14 protein-coding genes and 4 pseudogenes are annotated in these 16,861 nt (G+C 37.0%); 13 read left to right on the top strand and 5 right to left on the bottom strand.

All coding sequences use genetic code 11. The features are described from left to right. The first annotated feature begins 431 nt into the window (after window positions 1–431). The 4 genes and pseudogenes from ACIQ7L_RS22885 to ACIQ7L_RS22870 all read left to right on the top strand — a co-directional run bounded on the left by ACIQ7L_RS22885 (window position 432) and on the right by ACIQ7L_RS22870 (window position 2,861). Window positions 432–1,655 carry a cell wall-binding repeat-containing protein gene (locus ACIQ7L_RS22885; RefSeq protein ID WP_400571974.1) on the top strand — a complete coding sequence of 408 codons (1,224 nt, stop codon included), beginning with the start codon at window positions 432–434 and terminating at the stop codon, window positions 1,653–1,655. A gap of 61 nt (window positions 1,656–1,716) precedes the next feature. Further along, a pseudogene (locus ACIQ7L_RS22880) lies at window positions 1,717–1,874 on the top strand (sodium-independent anion transporter); the annotation flags it as partial. Between the two features lie 305 nt (window positions 1,875–2,179). Beyond that, on the top strand, window positions 2,180–2,602 hold the full coding sequence (locus ACIQ7L_RS22875) for a universal stress protein (protein ID WP_400571898.1): 423 nt from the start codon (window positions 2,180–2,182) through the stop codon (window positions 2,600–2,602). A 142-nt stretch (window positions 2,603–2,744) separates the two neighbouring features. Further along, on the top strand, window positions 2,745–2,861 hold the full coding sequence (locus tag ACIQ7L_RS22870) for a DUF4027 family protein (RefSeq protein ID WP_400571896.1): 117 nt from the start codon (window positions 2,745–2,747) through the stop codon (window positions 2,859–2,861). A 115-nt stretch (window positions 2,862–2,976) separates the two neighbouring features. On the opposite strand, the gene opp4A is transcribed toward ACIQ7L_RS22870, so the two are convergent. Genes opp4A through ACIQ7L_RS22845 form a run of 5 tightly spaced genes read right to left on the bottom strand, consistent with a single transcriptional unit; the run spans window position 2,977 to window position 8,600 of the window. Continuing rightward, window positions 2,977–4,749: an oligopeptide ABC transporter substrate-binding protein gene (opp4A, locus tag ACIQ7L_RS22865; protein WP_400571894.1), complete on the bottom strand. Its 1,773-nt coding sequence runs from the start codon at window positions 4,747–4,749 to the stop codon at window positions 2,977–2,979. Window positions 4,750–4,763: 14 nt separating this feature from the next. Continuing rightward, the gene (locus tag ACIQ7L_RS22860) at window positions 4,764–5,666 is read right to left on the bottom strand and encodes an ABC transporter permease (RefSeq protein ID WP_400571892.1); all 903 of its coding nucleotides are present in this window, start codon (window positions 5,664–5,666) and stop codon (window positions 4,764–4,766) included. 18 nt (window positions 5,667–5,684) lie between these two features. Then, the gene (gene opp4B, locus ACIQ7L_RS22855; protein WP_400571890.1) at window positions 5,685–6,653 is read right to left on the bottom strand and encodes an oligopeptide ABC transporter permease; all 969 of its coding nucleotides are present in this window, start codon (window positions 6,651–6,653) and stop codon (window positions 5,685–5,687) included. A gap of 14 nt (window positions 6,654–6,667) precedes the next feature. Beyond that, a complete protein-coding gene (locus ACIQ7L_RS22850; RefSeq protein ID WP_400571888.1) occupies window positions 6,668–7,594 on the bottom strand; it encodes an ABC transporter ATP-binding protein in 927 nt (308 codons plus the stop codon). Further along, window positions 7,581–8,600: an ABC transporter ATP-binding protein gene (locus ACIQ7L_RS22845; protein WP_400571886.1), complete on the bottom strand. Its 1,020-nt coding sequence runs from the start codon at window positions 8,598–8,600 to the stop codon at window positions 7,581–7,583. The genes ACIQ7L_RS22850 and ACIQ7L_RS22845 overlap by 14 nt, the downstream gene beginning before the upstream one ends. A gap of 884 nt (window positions 8,601–9,484) precedes the next feature. Here ACIQ7L_RS22845 and ACIQ7L_RS22840 point away from each other — a divergent pair. The 9 genes and pseudogenes from ACIQ7L_RS22840 (at window position 9,485) to fsa (ending at window position 16,660) form a co-directional block, all read left to right on the top strand. Continuing rightward, window positions 9,485–9,943, top strand: a complete 459-nt coding sequence (locus tag ACIQ7L_RS22840) for a MarR family winged helix-turn-helix transcriptional regulator (RefSeq protein WP_400571884.1) — start codon at window positions 9,485–9,487, stop codon at window positions 9,941–9,943. An 18-nt stretch (window positions 9,944–9,961) separates the two neighbouring features. After that, window positions 9,962–11,569, top strand: a complete 1,608-nt coding sequence (locus ACIQ7L_RS22835) for an MDR family MFS transporter (RefSeq protein WP_400571882.1) — start codon at window positions 9,962–9,964, stop codon at window positions 11,567–11,569. Window positions 11,570–11,719: 150 nt separating this feature from the next. After that, window positions 11,720–12,691 (top strand): LacI family DNA-binding transcriptional regulator, encoded by a 972-nt coding sequence (locus ACIQ7L_RS22830; RefSeq protein WP_400571880.1) that lies wholly within the window; start codon window positions 11,720–11,722, stop codon window positions 12,689–12,691. A 13-nt stretch (window positions 12,692–12,704) separates the two neighbouring features. After that, a complete protein-coding gene (rbsK, locus tag ACIQ7L_RS22825; RefSeq protein ID WP_400571878.1) occupies window positions 12,705–13,601 on the top strand; it encodes a ribokinase in 897 nt (298 codons plus the stop codon). Further along, window positions 13,598–13,776, top strand: a pseudogene (locus ACIQ7L_RS22820) (RbsD/FucU domain-containing protein); the annotation flags it as partial. The gene rbsK and the pseudogene ACIQ7L_RS22820, both read left to right, overlap by 4 nt. A gap of 2 nt (window positions 13,777–13,778) precedes the next feature. After that, window positions 13,779–14,132: pseudogene (locus ACIQ7L_RS22815) on the top strand (sugar ABC transporter ATP-binding protein); the annotation flags it as partial. A 14-nt stretch (window positions 14,133–14,146) separates the two neighbouring features. Beyond that, a complete protein-coding gene (locus ACIQ7L_RS22810; protein WP_400571972.1) occupies window positions 14,147–15,040 on the top strand; it encodes an ABC transporter permease subunit in 894 nt (297 codons plus the stop codon). Further along, window positions 15,040–15,977: pseudogene (rbsB, locus tag ACIQ7L_RS22805) on the top strand (ribose ABC transporter substrate-binding protein RbsB). Before ACIQ7L_RS22810 ends, rbsB begins: the two are co-directional and overlap by 1 nt. Window positions 15,978–16,012: 35 nt before the next feature. Next, window positions 16,013–16,660, top strand: a complete 648-nt coding sequence (gene fsa / locus ACIQ7L_RS22800; RefSeq protein WP_400571877.1) for a fructose-6-phosphate aldolase — start codon at window positions 16,013–16,015, stop codon at window positions 16,658–16,660. Window positions 16,661–16,861: the final 201 nt, after the last annotated feature.

Genomic DNA, 16,861 nt, shown 5'->3' with positions numbered 1-16,861 from the left:
CATCTACATCCCTGCTATGCAGAACAAGAAGTAACCTACACTCGTTGGCTCTTTCTGTTTTTACTTCGCATGTGACAGAAAAAAGCCCTGACTGCTTCTATGCATGGCCAGATGCTCTCTCACGCCTAAAAAGAGGATTGATGTATATATGTATTCGTTATCTCGCATGAACGGCCAGCAAAAGCCCGACTGGTGAGGGCCAATAATCAGTGTGGGATGAAGAACTCCCTACTGATTTTATATTCAACTTTATATATATAGTGTAACGCAAAATCGGGAAGAAATGGTGAGAATTATGATGCGTCTGCATAATTTCTTCAGAATTGCTTGTTATCGTATAGTTGAAATTTACATTTTAGGTAAAGGATATAGGATCAAAAAATGATAGATGTGGAGGGGATATAGTGCAAAAAACAGCTCGAGTTTTGAGTATGACAATAATTGCAACAATTGGACTTGCAGCGTGCGGGCAAACAAGTACGGAACAAAAGAAAACGGAAGGTGCAAAAGAGCAGAAGAATGAGCATCAGAAAGAAATGAAAATGAACCATGAAGCGATGGCACCAAAAGAAATGAATGCGAATGCATCGAGTAACTTGTTAACAACAAGTTTAAAAAATATAACAAGACTGAATACAAATGATCCTGTGCAAATGGCAGTATTAACATCACAGACAATTTGGTCAGCGACTCATAAAGAGAATCAACCGGGAGCAGTGATTTTAGTACCAGCTAACCAGTGGCAACTTGGGGTTGCTAGTGCGGATCTTATTCATCATCCAAACAATGGACCTATTTTATTTATAAATAAAGAAAGTATCCCAGAGGCTACGTTACAAGAAATCAAACGATTAAATCCGCTCGGAACAAAAGATGGAACACAAATTATGGTGATGGGGGATGTAGAATCTTCTGTATTAGACCAACTGAAAGAATATAAGGTAAAACAAATAAAAGAAACGGATCCAGCGACTTTTGCAAAAGATGTTGATAAAGAGTATGCCGATATAACAGGGAAGTACCCAGATAGCGTTATTATTGGTTCGTCTGAAGAAGAAGGTCGTTTATATACCACCCCAGCTGTGAGCTGGATTGCGCATATGCCGGAGCCTCTTTTATATGTAGGAAAAGATAAAGTGCCGGAAGCGACAATTGAGGCGTTAAAAGCAAGAAAAGGGAAGGCGAATATATATGTTTTAGGGCCAGAAAAAGTTATTTCAAAAGAGGTAGAGAAACAGTTAGAGAAGTATGGGAAAGTAATGCGTATTAGCGGAGAAACTCCAACAGAAAACGCTATCGCCTTTGCTAAGTTCAAAGATGAGAAAACGAAATTTGGCTGGGGATTCACAAAACCAGGGCATGGCGTTTCATTTGTTTCAACAGAAACACCGGATTTAGCAATTGCTGGCGCGCCGTTTTCACATATGGGGAAACATGCACCTGTTCTATTATTAGATAAAGGGAAGGTTTCGCAACCAGTGTATGATTTACTGGCAACAATCCAGCCGAAGTTTAAGGATGATCCAACGTTAGGACCATATAATCATGGTTTCGTATTGGGGAATACAGAAAATATTTCGTTTGAAACGCAAGGAATATTAGATGAGAGATTAGAGATTGTCCAGGAAAATGGTGAGGGACATAGTGGACATTAAATGAGAAAGGTGCTGCGATGGAGCAACACCTTTCTCATTTAGAAAACTTTTTTATAGTAAAATTAGTGCTGTCCTATGTGCAATAAACATGAAAAAGATTCACGTGAAACATTCACATGTATAGGATAATTCGGCTGTAGCAGCAATTGATAAAGTGGCTATGAAGTACGAGCAAAATGGTATGCGAGTAAATAAATAGGGTTAAATGAACGTATATAAATCCAAGTTGAAAAAACGACCTGAAAACGCCTTTCTTTTTAGATGGACGAGAGCATCTGGCCATGTATAGAAGCGATCAGGGCCTTTTCCTGCCACATGCTAGGGTGAAACCAAAGTACAGGTCATGTTTTATTCTGTATAGCAGCGATCTATATGTTGAAAAATGAAAATGAATGTATATAGTTCGTAGAATTAGCTACTTATAATAAGCAAACTGCGAGTGAACGATGAATCCCCTTTTGGAAGGCCAGAAAGGGGATTTTTGTATTATAATACGATTATGATACTGAAAGGGGATTCAGCATATGTACAAGCAGATTATACTAGCATGCGATGGTTCAGGAAATGCGTTTCGTGCAGCGAAACATGCGGCAAATATTGCAAAATATAATACAGAAGCAAACGTTGAAGTTGTCTATGTCGTAAATAACGGAACAGCAAAAACAGATATTATTCAAGGGGAAACAGATATAGAAACAATTGCAGCTAGTAGAAAAGATAGATTAAGAGAAATAGAGGCAGTATTACAGCAAGAAGAGGTGCCGTATAAAATTACTATTTTACATGGAGATCCAGGGGAGACACTTGTTCAATACGTAAATACAGGAGACATCGATCTTGTTATAGTAGGGAGTAGGGGATTAAATACATTGCAGGAAATGGTACTTGGTAGTGTCAGTCATAAAGTAGCCAAACGAGTGAAATGTCCGGTGATGATTGTAAAGTAGCAGGCAGCAATGATGCTGTCTGTTTTTTAGTAGGTAGAAATCTTACAATATTGTAAGACAGTTGTTAGCAAAATCGATGTTTTAAACTTTCTTCCATTGATAAAATAAAGATATCAAATGAACGAATGGGAGGACGAAAGAAATGAAAGAATTTCAAAATTTATCGTATAGCCAAGGAGTAAGTATTATCTGTTTAGGAGGTTTTGCTGGTTCTGTCATGCTGGCTATTGCTGTTAAGTTGGTTCAACACATGTTTTAAGAATATGGATTGTACGAATAGAAGGGAAATGATGATGATCAACTGCAAGAAAGTAATGCGTACAAATGAAAAATAGCTCCTAGCATATATCTCAGTGCCAGGAGCTATTTTTATTTTATTTCTCTACTTCAGGTTTTTCGCTTGTAACAGCAACATCTTTCCATGTTAATTTTGTACCTGGAGCAATGTCATAGTTTTTAACACGATTGTTTACGCCTGTTAATTCAAATTGATAATGAAGTGGGATCATCGGTACTTCATCATGCATTAATTTTTGCCATTTATCGTATACGTCTTTACGGTATTTATCATCAATAGCTTTTTCAGAAATACCATCTTTTAGTAATTCAGTATTTTTGTCATTTACCCAACGTGTATAGTTGAAGGAAGCATCTTTTGCCCAAAGGCCAGAAAGGTCAGGGTCAGAACCTGTACCAAAAGCACCGCCGAAGATATCAATCTTTGGATCATCTTTCTTAATCATATCGTAGAAGGAGTTAAATTCGTGTAAACGTCCATCAAGAAGTTCAACTTTTAAGCCGACATCTTTCCAAGATTGAATAAAGAATTTTGCAAGTGGTTCGCTTGTTTCACTACCACTCATAGCTAAGTAATTAATTTTAAATTCTTGTCCTTTTGGATCCTCACGAATTCCATCGCCATTTGTATCTTTATAGCCAGCTTCATCTAATAATTTTTTCGCTTTGTCTACATCTTTATCATATGAACCAACATTGTTGTTATGGAACTTTGGCATAGATGGTGGAATTGGTGAGTTAGCTGGGAAACGAAGTCCGTGATAGATTTTATCACCAAGTTCTTTACGATCAATTGCGTATGCCATTGCTTGACGTAAGCGAACATCTTTAAATTTATCATTATCCATTACAGCTTCTTTTTTCTCTTTGTCCATATGTCCCAATTTGAATCCGATATAGCTATAATACAAGTCTGTTCTACCAATTAATTGTGTGTTTTTCAATTTACTTACGTTTGGATATTGATCTGCATTTACTTTTGCAATGTCAATATCACCTTTTTTCAATGATGCATTTACGATAGATGGATTCACAACTTTTAGTGTTAAATTTTTAAGTTTCGGTTTTCCACCCCAGTAATCGTCAAAGCGTTCAAATTCAACAGATTCACCAGGAACAACTTTCTTCACTTTAAATGGACCGAAACCAATTGGATTTTTACGAACTTTATCGGACTCTGCTAATTTTTCAATTGGCACATCACCTAAATATTTTTTAGGAGTAGGAGCTGTCCAAATACCTGTTTTCAGAGAAGCGTTTACTTCTTTATACGTGATCGAAATTGTTTTTGGATCAATTACTTTAATACCAGAGATTTTTTCTGTTTTACCAGCATGGTAGTCTTCCATGCCTTCAATCATTTGCATTTGTGTATCGTAACGAACACCAGTATACTTACTATTACCCATAATGAGGTAAGAATATTCTAAATCTTCAGCGGTTACAGGGTTACCATCGTGCCATTTCACGTTATCTTTAATCTTAATTGTAATTGTTTTTTTATCATCTGAAATGGTATAAGTTGCAGGACCTTCGTTATTAATTTCCCAGTTTTTGTCTGTATATAATAATGATTCATCAAATAAATCAATAACTTCAGAATCTGGGTTCCCTGAATACATAACTCTGCTTAAAATACCTTCAAATGGTGTGTTTGAAACAAGAGCGTATGTGAGTGAGCCATCTTGAACTTCTTTTTTATCATTTTTAACAACAGTACTAAATTTATCTGTTTCTGCTTTTTGTGTACTGCTCGTTTTTTTACTACTATCTCCGCCCCCACACGCAGATAGTAATAACGTTGAAACTGCTAGTGTACTTAATACTTTGTAGAATTTTGGTTTACTCATAATCGTTCCTCCCCTTATCCTTTTCTTTGTCTTGCATCAGCCGAGCGTTTTAACGCTTGACCAATAAAATTTATACACAGCATCAATACTAAAATCATGATTGATGCAGGTAACCAAATCCACCATTTTTCTTGCAGAACATCAGGATTCGTTGCATAACTAACTAGTGTACCAAGGCTCGGTGTGCTTTCTGGTAGACCGAAGCCTAAGTAAGTTAAACTAGATTCAATACCGATGTTTCCTGCAAGATTTAATGTAATATTTACGATAATAATAGAACTTAAGTTAGGTAATATTTGTAATAGGATAATTTTCCAGTTGGGTGTTCCTAACGTTTTAGATGCTGATACATAATCGAGTTCTTTTTCAGTTAATACTTTTGAACGAATTAACCTTGCTTTTCCAACCCATAAGAAAGCGGTCATAATTAAAATAAATGCAGTGATGTTAAAAGTTGGAACAATTGTAATAAATACAATTACCAACATGAGAAATGGTAAAATCATCATGAAGTCAATAAAACGCATAATGATGTTATCAACAACTCCGCCGAAATAGCCGGCAATTAGCCCCATAGAAAGACCAATAATACTAGAGAGTATGGTAATGGTTAAACCAATTGTAAATGAGTTTCGTGTACCAATAATAAGTTGTCCAAAAATATCTCGTCCGCCATAATCCGTTCCTAGCCAATGCTCAGCAGAAGGAGGAGCGTAAATAGAAAGGAGATCAACTCGGACAATATCCTCTTGCTTCATAATAAAAGATGTTGCATAGACAGCTAGTAATATAATTGCTAAAAAGAATAGTGAAAACATTGCTAATTTATCTTTACGAAATTCGCGCCACATAATGGAAAAACCAGAGGGGCTTTTTTCGTAATGAATCGTTTCAGTTTGTTTTTCAGTTGCTAACATAATTTTTCCTCCCCTCTATTAATCAATACGAATACGTGGATCAACGATGCTTAGAATAATATCAGAAAGAAGTGTTCCAAGTAGCGTTGCAAATCCAGTAAGTAGAACCAGTGCGGTTACTACACTAAAATCACGTTGAGTGACGGATTGGAAAAATAATTGTCCAATACCTGGATAACCAAAGATATTTTCTAGAATAATAGACCCACCAATTAAACCTGTAATTTCATATCCTAAAAAGGCAGCAATCGGCAAAAATGAATTTCGTAAAATATGTCTTGAATAAACTTTTGATTCTGGAACACCCTTTGCTCGTACTGTACGTACAAAATCTTTATGTTTCGTATCAATAATTTCACTTCGTAAATATTGTACTGTACCAACTGTAGCAATTAATGCACCAGATAAAGCTGGTAATATCATGTGATTAAACTTACTGAGATAGTAAGCAAACGACCCTGTTGCAGCTTGCGGATCTACGCTACCGCTTGTTGGAAAAATTGGGAATAAAAATCCGAATAAGAAAAGCATAACTAACCCAAAAATAAAGAGTGGTGTACCGAATCCTAGAAAGTTATAGAATGTAATAAAGCGATCGGCCCAAGTATCATTCCAGCGTCCACTTATTATGCCAAGTGGAATTGCAATTAAGTAAGTAAGGATAAGAATAAGGAGAGCCAACAATACTGTATTTCCAAGACGTTCTCCGATTAAATCGGTTACCTTTAATTTATGGGCATAGGAAACGCCGAAGTCACCTTGTACCGCATGTGTAATCCAGCGGACATATTGCGTTGGAATAGGATCATTTAATCCTAATTTTTCACGTTGCTCTTCAAGTACTTTTGGATCAGCTTTTGGATTCGCAATTTCAGCGCCAGTTAGTGCATCACCTGGCATTGCTTTAGCGAGTGCGAAGACCAGTATACTTAATAAAAATACTTGCGGAATCATAATTAAGACTCTTCGTAGTATAAATTTCCACATGTTTTATCACTCCCTTATGGTAATGCCACCCGGTGTGTTGGCGAGATTGGTTTTAAATCATAGGCGCGGCCATTTTCGTTGAAATAGTTTTTGTATGATTGTTCGTACTCGGCACTTACTTGACGGCGCAATTTACTTTGTTGTTCTCGATTTTCAGGACGAATATCAGGAATTGCTGATATTAAGCGCTTCGTATAAATGTGCTGTGGATTGTTATAAATTTCTGTACTTGTTGCTTCCTCAACAAGTCGTCCGCGGTACATAACACCGATGCGGTCGCACATATGGCGAACTACCCCTAGATCGTGACTAATAAATAAATATGTTAATCCGAGTTCTGCTTGTAAATCTTGCAAGAAGTTTAAAACTTGTGCTTGTACAGAAACGTCGAGCGCAGATACTGGTTCATCTGCAATAATAAGCTTTGGTTTTAATGTAAGTGCCCGTGCAATACCAATCCGCTGTCTTTGTCCACCGGAAAATTCATGTGGATATTTATAAATAGACTCTGGATTTAAGTTAACTTTATCAAGATATTCTTGCACTGCTCTTCGCTCTTCATCAGGTGAGAGTTTCTCAAAATTTCGAAGCGGTTCCGCTATAATATCGAGAACACGTTTCTTTGGATTTAATGATGAATACGGATCTTGGAAAATCATTTGAATATCTTTTCGCTGTTCACGCAGTTCAGAACGATTTAATTTTGTTAAGTCTTTGTTATTAAAGAGAATGCTACCGCCTGTTGCTTTTGTTAAATGCATAATTGCTTTACCGGTTGTTGATTTTCCGCTACCTGATTCACCGACGATTCCGTACGTTTCGCCAGGCTGTAATTCAAAGCTTACGCCATCAACAGCGCGCACGTAGTCTAAGGTGCGCCCGAAAACGCCTCCCTTAATTGGGAAATGTACTTTTAAATCAGTTACTTTAAGCAGTGCCATGAGTTACGTCATCTCCTTTCTTATCCTGGAAGTTAAAGTGCTTGTAGCAAGTGCAACGTACCCAGTGGTCTGGTTTTGCTTCATGTAACACTGGATTTTCTTCATGTTGATCAGGTGTCACCCATGGAATTCTAGCTTGGAAACGGCAACCGCTGCGAGGAAGCTTCGCTAATGTCGGGACAACTCCTTGGATCACATGTAATTTTTCTTTTTCATCGTATGTAGATGGAATTGAATTTAATAAAGAGCGTGTATATGGATGAAGAGGGTTATTAAAAATTTCTTCAACCGTTCCTGTTTCTACAACTTGTCCAGCATACATAACAACAATGCGATCCGCAGTTTCCGCAACAACGCTTAAATCATGTGTAATTAAAATGATGCCCATCTTCGTTTGTTCTTGAATGGATTTTAGTAAATCTAAAATTTGAGCTTGAATAGTTACATCAAGAGCGGTCGTAGGTTCATCCGCAATAACGAGTGCTGGTTTACACGCGATCGCAATAGCAATAACAATTCTTTGTCTCATTCCGCCAGATAATTCATGTGGATATTGTTTATATGTAAGTTCTGGTTTTGGAATACCAACTTGTTGAAGTAGTTCTAATGCACGTTCTTTCTTTTCTGCTTTTGAAAGATTCGTGTGGTAATCCAAGTTTTCTTCGATTTGTTTTCCAACTGTCATAAGAGGATCTAATGCTGTAAGAGGTTCTTGGAAAATCATCCCGATATTTGAACCGCGAACTTTATTCATTTCCGTCGCCGACATAGTCAGTAAATCTTTATCTTTATAATAAAGCTGCCCTTGTAATTTTGTATTTGCTTCATTATGCAAGCGCATAATGGAAAGGGCAAGTGCACTTTTTCCGCACCCAGATTCACCTACAATCGCAACAATTTCATTTTCATGAACAGTTAAGGATACATTATCAACTGCTGCATGATACTGATCTTGTATACGAAAGGAAGTCTGTAAGTTTTCAATGCGAAGAAGTGGATTCTTCATAGCTATCCCTCCATCTTTCTGAAAAGACTAAATATTTTATACATTGTCGTTATTTTAATATAGATTGACATTGTTTGACAAGAAAAAGTTGAGAAAATATTCTAAAATCTCTTTATATAAAGAAAAATATAGTAACACAAAAGCAAATGTATGTGTTGAAAGCGTTAACAATCAAGGGGGAGAAGAGATAAATTATTTGTAAGAAAAAAGAGATATATGTAGAAAAAACGAGAGACATTTTGGAAAGAACTGTCTCTCGTTTCTTGTGAAATATAATAATTTTTCTTGTAGGATTGTTTTAGAAAAAAATTTTTCTGATCTTGTATGTAAAGTAAGAACAAGAAAGACAATTGCAAGCGCGCAGGAGGCAAGTAGTAAAATGAATCCACCGTTCATCCGAAAGCATCTATAGGATATTCTCTTCAATAGGTGGTAAACTACAAGATTTCGGTGTATCACGCATGATAACTTGTACATAAACATCAATTCAAATTGCAAGAATATGTGGGAAATAGAAAATACTTTATCGACGATTTACGAGTCAGAATCGTCCTAATGTTACAAGTGGCCCATAAGTTCACCGCCAACTTTGCGGAGAACGGTCTGAACGAACATTTTTGTACCGTATTCACTAATTGAGAACATTTTTATGACATAGAAAATAAAAAAGGCTATGGAATATAGAAAGGGCTCCCCCATTCTATGCTCCATAGCCGTATAGTCTTATGCTCTATGACTGTCAATGTTTACCTGGATAAATATTATACAACTTTACGGCAAAAATGTAAACGCTTTTATAAATAAAAAGTATTGACGGATTTTATTAGAAAGATTAATATTTAAACATGTTAAATATTTTATTGCTTAAATAAGAGGTGGATAACATGCTAAATGATATGACCCATATCGATAGAATTCAGGCTTTAGCATTCTCTATAGGAAAGAAAATGCAAACAGAGTTACTAGAACAAATGCAAGCATCCGGACTGACACCACCGCAGTTTTATATTTTAAAAATTTTAGATCATTACGGTGCATCAAGAGCAACGAAGCTGGCGAAAAAAATGTATGTGAAGCCAAGTGCAATTACAGTGATGATTGATCGGTTAATCGATCAAGAATTGGTGCTGCGCTATCATGACAAAAATGATCGCCGTGTTGTAGTAATTGAGCTGACGAAGAAGGGGAAAGATGTAGTAGAAGAGGCGATGACTGCTCGTAATGAGCATATTGCAAAGTACTTTTCACAATTAGAATTACAAGAGAGAGAAGACTTATTACGCTTATGTGAAAAACTAGAAGCAATTATTTGCGGAGCATCTGAGGAAAAAGAGAGAAACTAAATGAATTGAGGAGATTACATGGAACAACAAGAAAATCAAAATAGAAAGCTGCTGCTAATCGGTTTAGTAATTGCTATGTTATTTGCTGCATTAGACGGAACAATCGTTGGTACAGCAATGCCACGTATTGTTGGTGAACTAGGTGGATTAAGTTTAATGACATGGTTAACAACAGCTTACATGTTAACATCAACGACAGTTGTACCTATTGCTGGTAAGTTAGCGGATTTATTAGGACGTCGTACCGTATATATAACAGGGTTAATTACCTTTATGGTTGGTTCTGCTTTATGTGGTATGGCAAATGGTATGACGGAGTTAATCATTTTCCGCGGTATTCAAGGTCTTGGCGGCGGTATTATGATGCCGATGGCAATGATTATTATCGGGGATATGTTTACAGGAAAAGAACGTGCAAAGTGGCAAGGGATTTTTGGAGCATTATACGGTCTTGCTTCTGTAATTGGACCACAAGTTGGTGGTTGGATTGTTGATGCTGTTAACTGGAGATGGGTATTCTATATTAACTTGCCAGTTGGTATTTTAGCGACGATCTTTATTGCAATGGGCTTAAAATCACATAAACAAACAGGTCCGATTAAAATTGATATCGCTGGGATTTTCACTATGATTCTCGGCGTTGTGAGTTTATTACTTGCATTAACATTTGGCGGAAAAGATTATGCATGGGATTCTTGGCAAATCATTGGATTATTTGCGCTTGCTTTAATTGGTATCGTAAGCTTTATAATTGTAGAGACAAAGGCAGAAGAACCAATTTTACCAATACATTTCTTCAAAAACCGTACATTTACATTATTGAACGCAATTGGTTTCTTTATGAGTATCGGAATGTTTGGAGCAATTATGTTCGTTCCATTCTTTATGCAAGGAATCGTTGGCGTAAGTGCAGCTGAATCAGGAACGATTATGACACCGATGATGATTACAATGATTGTCATGAGTATTATTGGTGGTCAGCTCGTATTAAAGGTAGGCGTGAAGCCGCAAATTATTACAGGGATGCTCATCATGGCTAGTGGTTTCTGGCTATTAACAACAATGGATATGCATACAAGTAAGCTTGTTGCAACTTCTTATATGATGATTATCGGTTTAGGAATGGGTCTTGTAATGCCAACATTAACATTAGCATTACAAGAAAGCTTCCCGAAAAAGGATCTTGGGGTTGTAACATCTTCAAGCCAATTCTTCCGCCAAATCGGGGGAACATTCGGGATTACGATTTTAGGTTCTATTATGAATAACACTTCAGGTACAACATTAACAAATAAACTATTGCCTGTATTAAATACATTCCCAGCAGAAGCGGGGCAAATGGTAACGAAGTTTAAAGATATGATTCATACAGATCCACAAGGCTTATATTCAATGCTATTTAGTCCAGAAGCATTAAAACAAATGCCAGAAGCAATTTCGAATACGATTGTACCAATTTTAAAAACATCTTTAGTGGATTCACTTCATAATGTATTCCTAACAGGATTAATCTTTATCGTAGTAGGTGCTGTACTTACGATTTTCTTACAGAAAATCAAGCTTTCTGATCGTAAAAAAGGTGCAGAAAAGCCAGCTGTAGAAGAAAAAGATACACAAGTATCATAGTCATAATAGAAGAAAGCATCGCCTTATGGTGATGCTTTTTTCTTTTGTGTATAACATATAATCTTTTTTAGTTAGAAATGATTGACGTATTTTTAGAAATACGTTATATTCTTTTGTGTAAACGGTTACATGAAATGGAGAGGGAAGAGAATGAGTACGATTAAAGATGTTGCGAAATTAGCGGGAGTATCTGTTGCGACCGTTTCCAGAGTATTAAATAAAAATGGATATGTTCATGAAGATACATTAAAAAAAGTAGAACGAGCAATTGAACTGTTAGATTATAAACCGAGTACAGTAGCACGCTCTTTATATAATAAAAAGTCTCGTTTAATTGGTTTAGTTGTTCCGAACATCGTCAATCCATTCTTTCCAGAAGTTGCACGTGCCGTAGAGGATGTAGCACATAAACAAGGGTATACAGTTGTACTTTGTAATTCTGATGAAAGTTTAGAAAAAGAGAAACAGTATATTGATGTACTTAGACAAAACAACGTAGATGGATTTATTGTGGCAACGAACCCACAAAATAGTGTGAATTACATGAATTTATCTGTACCAGTTGTGGCGATTGACCGTATGTTCAATGAGCGAATTCCTACGGTATACGCAGATAACTATGCAGGGAGTCAAGAAGCGACAAAGTTACTGTTAGAAAAAGGCTGCAAACATATTGCGCATATTCGTGGACCGCGTGATGTCAGTACAGCAAATGAACGCTTTGAAGGTTTTGTGGATATTATTACGCAACGTGGTCTTTCATATATGATTGCTGAGAGTACATTTGATCCATCAAATAGCGAACAGGTAGCGATGGAACTGCTAGAAGAGTATCCGCATATTGATGGTATTGTAGCTGGAAATGATTTGATTGCAATCGGTGTCGTAAAAGCTGCCTTGCAGAAAGGGGTTGCGATTCCTAATGATTTACAAATTATTGGATTTGATGGTATTTCTTTAACAGAAATGATGTATCCATCTATTACAACTGTTGCACAACCTATTTATGAAATGGGGAAAATTGCAACAGAATTATTGCTAGAGCGAATGGAAGGAAATCCATTAGAAACAGAACATTATCGTTTACCGATTAAAATTATAGAGAGAAATACAACGAAGTAAGGGGATGAGATAATTGCCAAATATTGCAGTAGTAGGAAGCATTTCAATGGATTTAGTAGCTGTTTCAAGCAAAAGGCCAAAAGCAGGAGAAACAGTAATTGGTGAAGCATTTCATACAGCTCCTGGCGGAAAAGGAGCGAACCAAGCTGTTGCCGCAGCTAGATTAGGCGCGAATGTAGCGATGGTTGGAGCTGTAGGAAATGATGACTATGGTAAGTTAGTTAGAAACAATTTAGAGAATGAACATATTTTTATCGATTATGTGGTACCGGTTACAGACGAGACGACAGGAATTGCTCATATTGTTTTAGCAGAAGAAGATAACAGTATTATTGTTGTCCAAGGTGCAAATCGCCTTGTGAATGAGCAACTTGTAGATCGTGCGAAAGCTCTTCTTGTAAAAGCGGATATGGTTGTTCTTCAGCTTGAAATTCCACTTGAAACAGTGAAATACGTTCTTGCTATTTGTGAAGAGCATAACATTCCGGTTATGTTAAACCCAGCTCCAGCACAAGTGTTATCAACAGATATTTTGGAAAAAGCGACGTATATTACACCGAATGAACATGAGTGCCGCATTGTATTAGATGATTTTGAATCACCAATTGAAGAGTTACTTGCGAAATATCCAAATAAGTTACTTATGACAGAAGGTGGACAAGGTGTTCGTTTCCATAATGGTACAGAAATTGTTCATGTGCCAAGTATTTCTGTTGAAGTAGTAGATACGACAGGAGCTGGTGATACGTTTAACGGTGCGTTAGCGGTGGCTCTTTCTGAAGGAGAGACATTGCAAAAAGCAATTCGTTTTGCAAACATTGCCGGTGGCCTTTCTGTAACGAGGCTTGGAGCTCAAGGTGGTATGCCGACGAGAGAAAAGGTGCGAGAAGTGCAGGTGATTGTTGGATGAAAAAGCATGGAGTATTAAATAGTGAAATTGCTGCGGTACTGGCATCCCTTGGACATACGGATACAATTGTGATTGCGGATTGCCAATTCCTGCTGAAGTGAAACGAATTGATTTAGCAGTAGAGCTTGGAAAACCTTCCTTTTTAGATGTATTACAAGTTGTGATAGATGATTTGGTAAGGCGTTAATGACAAATGCGAGCGTTATTATTATGGACGAGCCTACAGCTGCCTTAACGGATCGCGAAATTGAAACGCTCTTTACAGTGATTAATCAATTACGCAAAGAAGGCGTCTCATTTGTTTATATTTCACATCGCGTGGAAGAAATCTTTTCAATTTGTGATGCTATTACGATTTTACGCGATGGAGAATATGTGGGAACAAGGTTAATTCCTGAAACATCATTTGATGAAGTAGTAAGTATGATGGTTGGCCGCAGTATTGGTGAACGTTATCCAGAGCGTGATACAAAAATTGGTGAAGTGATTTTTGAAATGCGAAATGGAACGAAAAAGGGAATGTATTACAACAGCTTGGTTCTTTAATTGGATTAGTGCTTATCATTGTAGTCATTACCGCATTAAATCCAGCGTTCATAGAAATTTCAAATTTATTTAATATTTTGCGCCAAGTATCGATTAATGCACTCATTGCGTTTGGAATGACCTTCGTTATTTTAACAGGGGGTATTGACTTATCGGTAGGTTCTATTTTAGCATTATCAAGTGCACTTGTTGCTGGAATGATGACAAGTGGCATGGATCCGTTCCTTGCGATGGCAGTTGGATTGTTAGCTGGTCTTGCAATGGGGATTGTAAACGGTATCATCATTGCGAAGGGAAAAGTAGCACCATTTATTGCTACATTAGCAATAATGACTATTTTTCGCGGGTTCACGCTTGTTTGCATGGACGGACGTCTGATCACTGACCTTGGTGATCACTTAATGTTTCAAATGTTTGGTCGTGGTTATTTCCTTGGTATTCCAGTACCAGCTGTAACGATGATGATTGCTTTCGTAGTTCTGTACTTTATTTTAAAGAAAACAACATTTGGTTGCCGTACTTTTGCAATTGGTGGGAATGAAGAGGCAGCGGCACTATCAGGTATTAATGTAACGAGAATAAAAATAATGATTTACGGCCTTTCAGGTATTTTGGCAGCGTTTGCAGGTATTGTGTTAACATCACGCTTAGATTCTGCACAGCCAACTGCTGGTTCTTCTTACGAATTAGATGCAATTGTTGCAGTTGTTTTAGGAGGAACAAGTCTTTCGGGCGGAAGAGGATGGATTGTTGGTACATTCATTGGTGTAATTATTATCGGTGTACTAAACAACGGCTTAAATTTATTAGGGGTATCTTCTTTCTTCCAGCAAGTTGTCAAAGGACTTGTTATCTTACTTGCTGTATTAATTGATCGTCGAAAAGAAGCGTAATGGAGGGACAATTCAGGAAAAAATGGTTGCTTATGCTCGTTGCATGTATCATGGTAATTACTGCCGGGTGTTCAATGGAACCACCGGAATGGGCAAAGGATTCTGGCGATAAAGGGAGAAATAAAACTATTAAAGTTGGATTTTCTGTTTCCACTTTAAATAATCTATTTTTCGTCACATTGAAAAAAGGTGCAGAAAAGAAAGCGAAAGAAAGTGGTATCGAATTGATTGCTGTTGATGCACAAAATGATGCAACGAAGCAAACAAATGATGTCGAAGATTTAATTCAAAAAGGCGTTGATGTAGTTGTTATTAATCCAACAGATTCAGACGCTGTTGCCTCAGCTATGAGTGCAGCAAATGCGGTGAATATTCCTGTTATTACAGTAGACCGCGCTGCAAACTCAGGGAAAGTTGTTTCTCATATTGCTTCAGATAATATCGAAGGTGGCAAAATGGCAGGCGAATACATTCATGAACTTGTTGGTGAAGGGGCAAATGTTGCTGAGCTAGAAGGAATTCCTAGATCATCTGCTGCACGTGAGCGCGGGAAAGGATTCCATAAAGTAGCTGATAAGGGGTTAAAAGTTACTGCTAAGCAAGCTGCTGATTTTGACCGTGCCAAAGGATTATCCGTTATGGAGAATATTTTACAAGCCAATGGTGATATTAAAGCAGTATTCGCTCATAATGATGAAATGGCATTAGGTGCACTTGAAGCATTAAAATCTGCTGGGAAAACAGATGTGGTTGTTGTTAGATTTGATGCAACGGACGATGCTGTGAAAGCAGTTAATGATGGATGTATGGCAGCAACTGTTGCACAAAAACCAGAATTAATCGGGAGAAAGCGATGGAAACAGCAAAACAAGTGAACCAAGGTAAAAAAGTGGAAAAATTCATTCCGATTGAATTAGAGCTTATTAAGAAAAAATAAAATATAAACTTACATTTAGGAAGGAAGAATAACAAATGAAATTCTTTATTGATACAGCAAATATTAACGAAATCAAAGAAACAAATGCACTAGGTGTATTAGCAGGCGTAACAACAAACCCATCACTTGTAGCAAAAGAGGGCGTAGATTTCCATGAACGCATTCGTGAAATTTGCAGTGTGGTAGAGGGGCCTGTAAGTGCAGAAGTAATTAGTTTAGAAGCAGATAAAATGATTGAAGAAGGAAAAGAATTAGCAAAAATTGCTCCAAACGTTGTTGTAAAAGTACCAATGACAAAAGAAGGTTTAAAAGCAGTAAAAGCATTCTCTGATTTAGGAATTCGCACAAACGTTACGTTAGTATTCTCAGCGGTACAAGCATTGCTTGCAGCACGCGCTGGTGCAACATATGTATCTCCATTCTTAGGACGCTTAGATGATATTGGTCACAACGGTATGGACTTAATCCGTCAAATTGCTGATATCTTCGCAATTCACGGTATTGAGACAGAAATTATTGCAGCATCTGTCCGTCATAGTGTTCACGTAACAGACGCAGCATTAAATGGTGCACACATTGCAACAATCCCAGCAAATGTAATCGGATCATTAGTAAAACATCCGTTAACAGATCAAGGAATTGAGAAATTCTTAGCAGACTGGGAAAAAACACAAGGGAAATAAGTAAAACAAACCCAAGGTTAACATTTTGTTAATCTTGGGTTTGTTAATTTGCTAAATGATCATTGAAAGAATTTTCATGCAATTATGCATATTATCTTTTCATTTTGTTATCTAAGTTATTTAATATATAACAAACAACTTTTTGTTTTGAGCTTTTTTGACATAGGATAAAAGAGTAAGCGAAGGGTCTGACCAGAGAAC

The sequence above is a fragment of the Bacillus sp. NPDC094106 genome (assembly GCF_044764345.1).
Lineage (GTDB): Bacteria > Bacillota > Bacilli > Bacillales > Bacillaceae_G > Bacillus_A.
The sequence above is the reverse complement of the archived record's forward strand: the minus strand, read 5'-3'. Positions and strand labels throughout refer to the sequence as shown.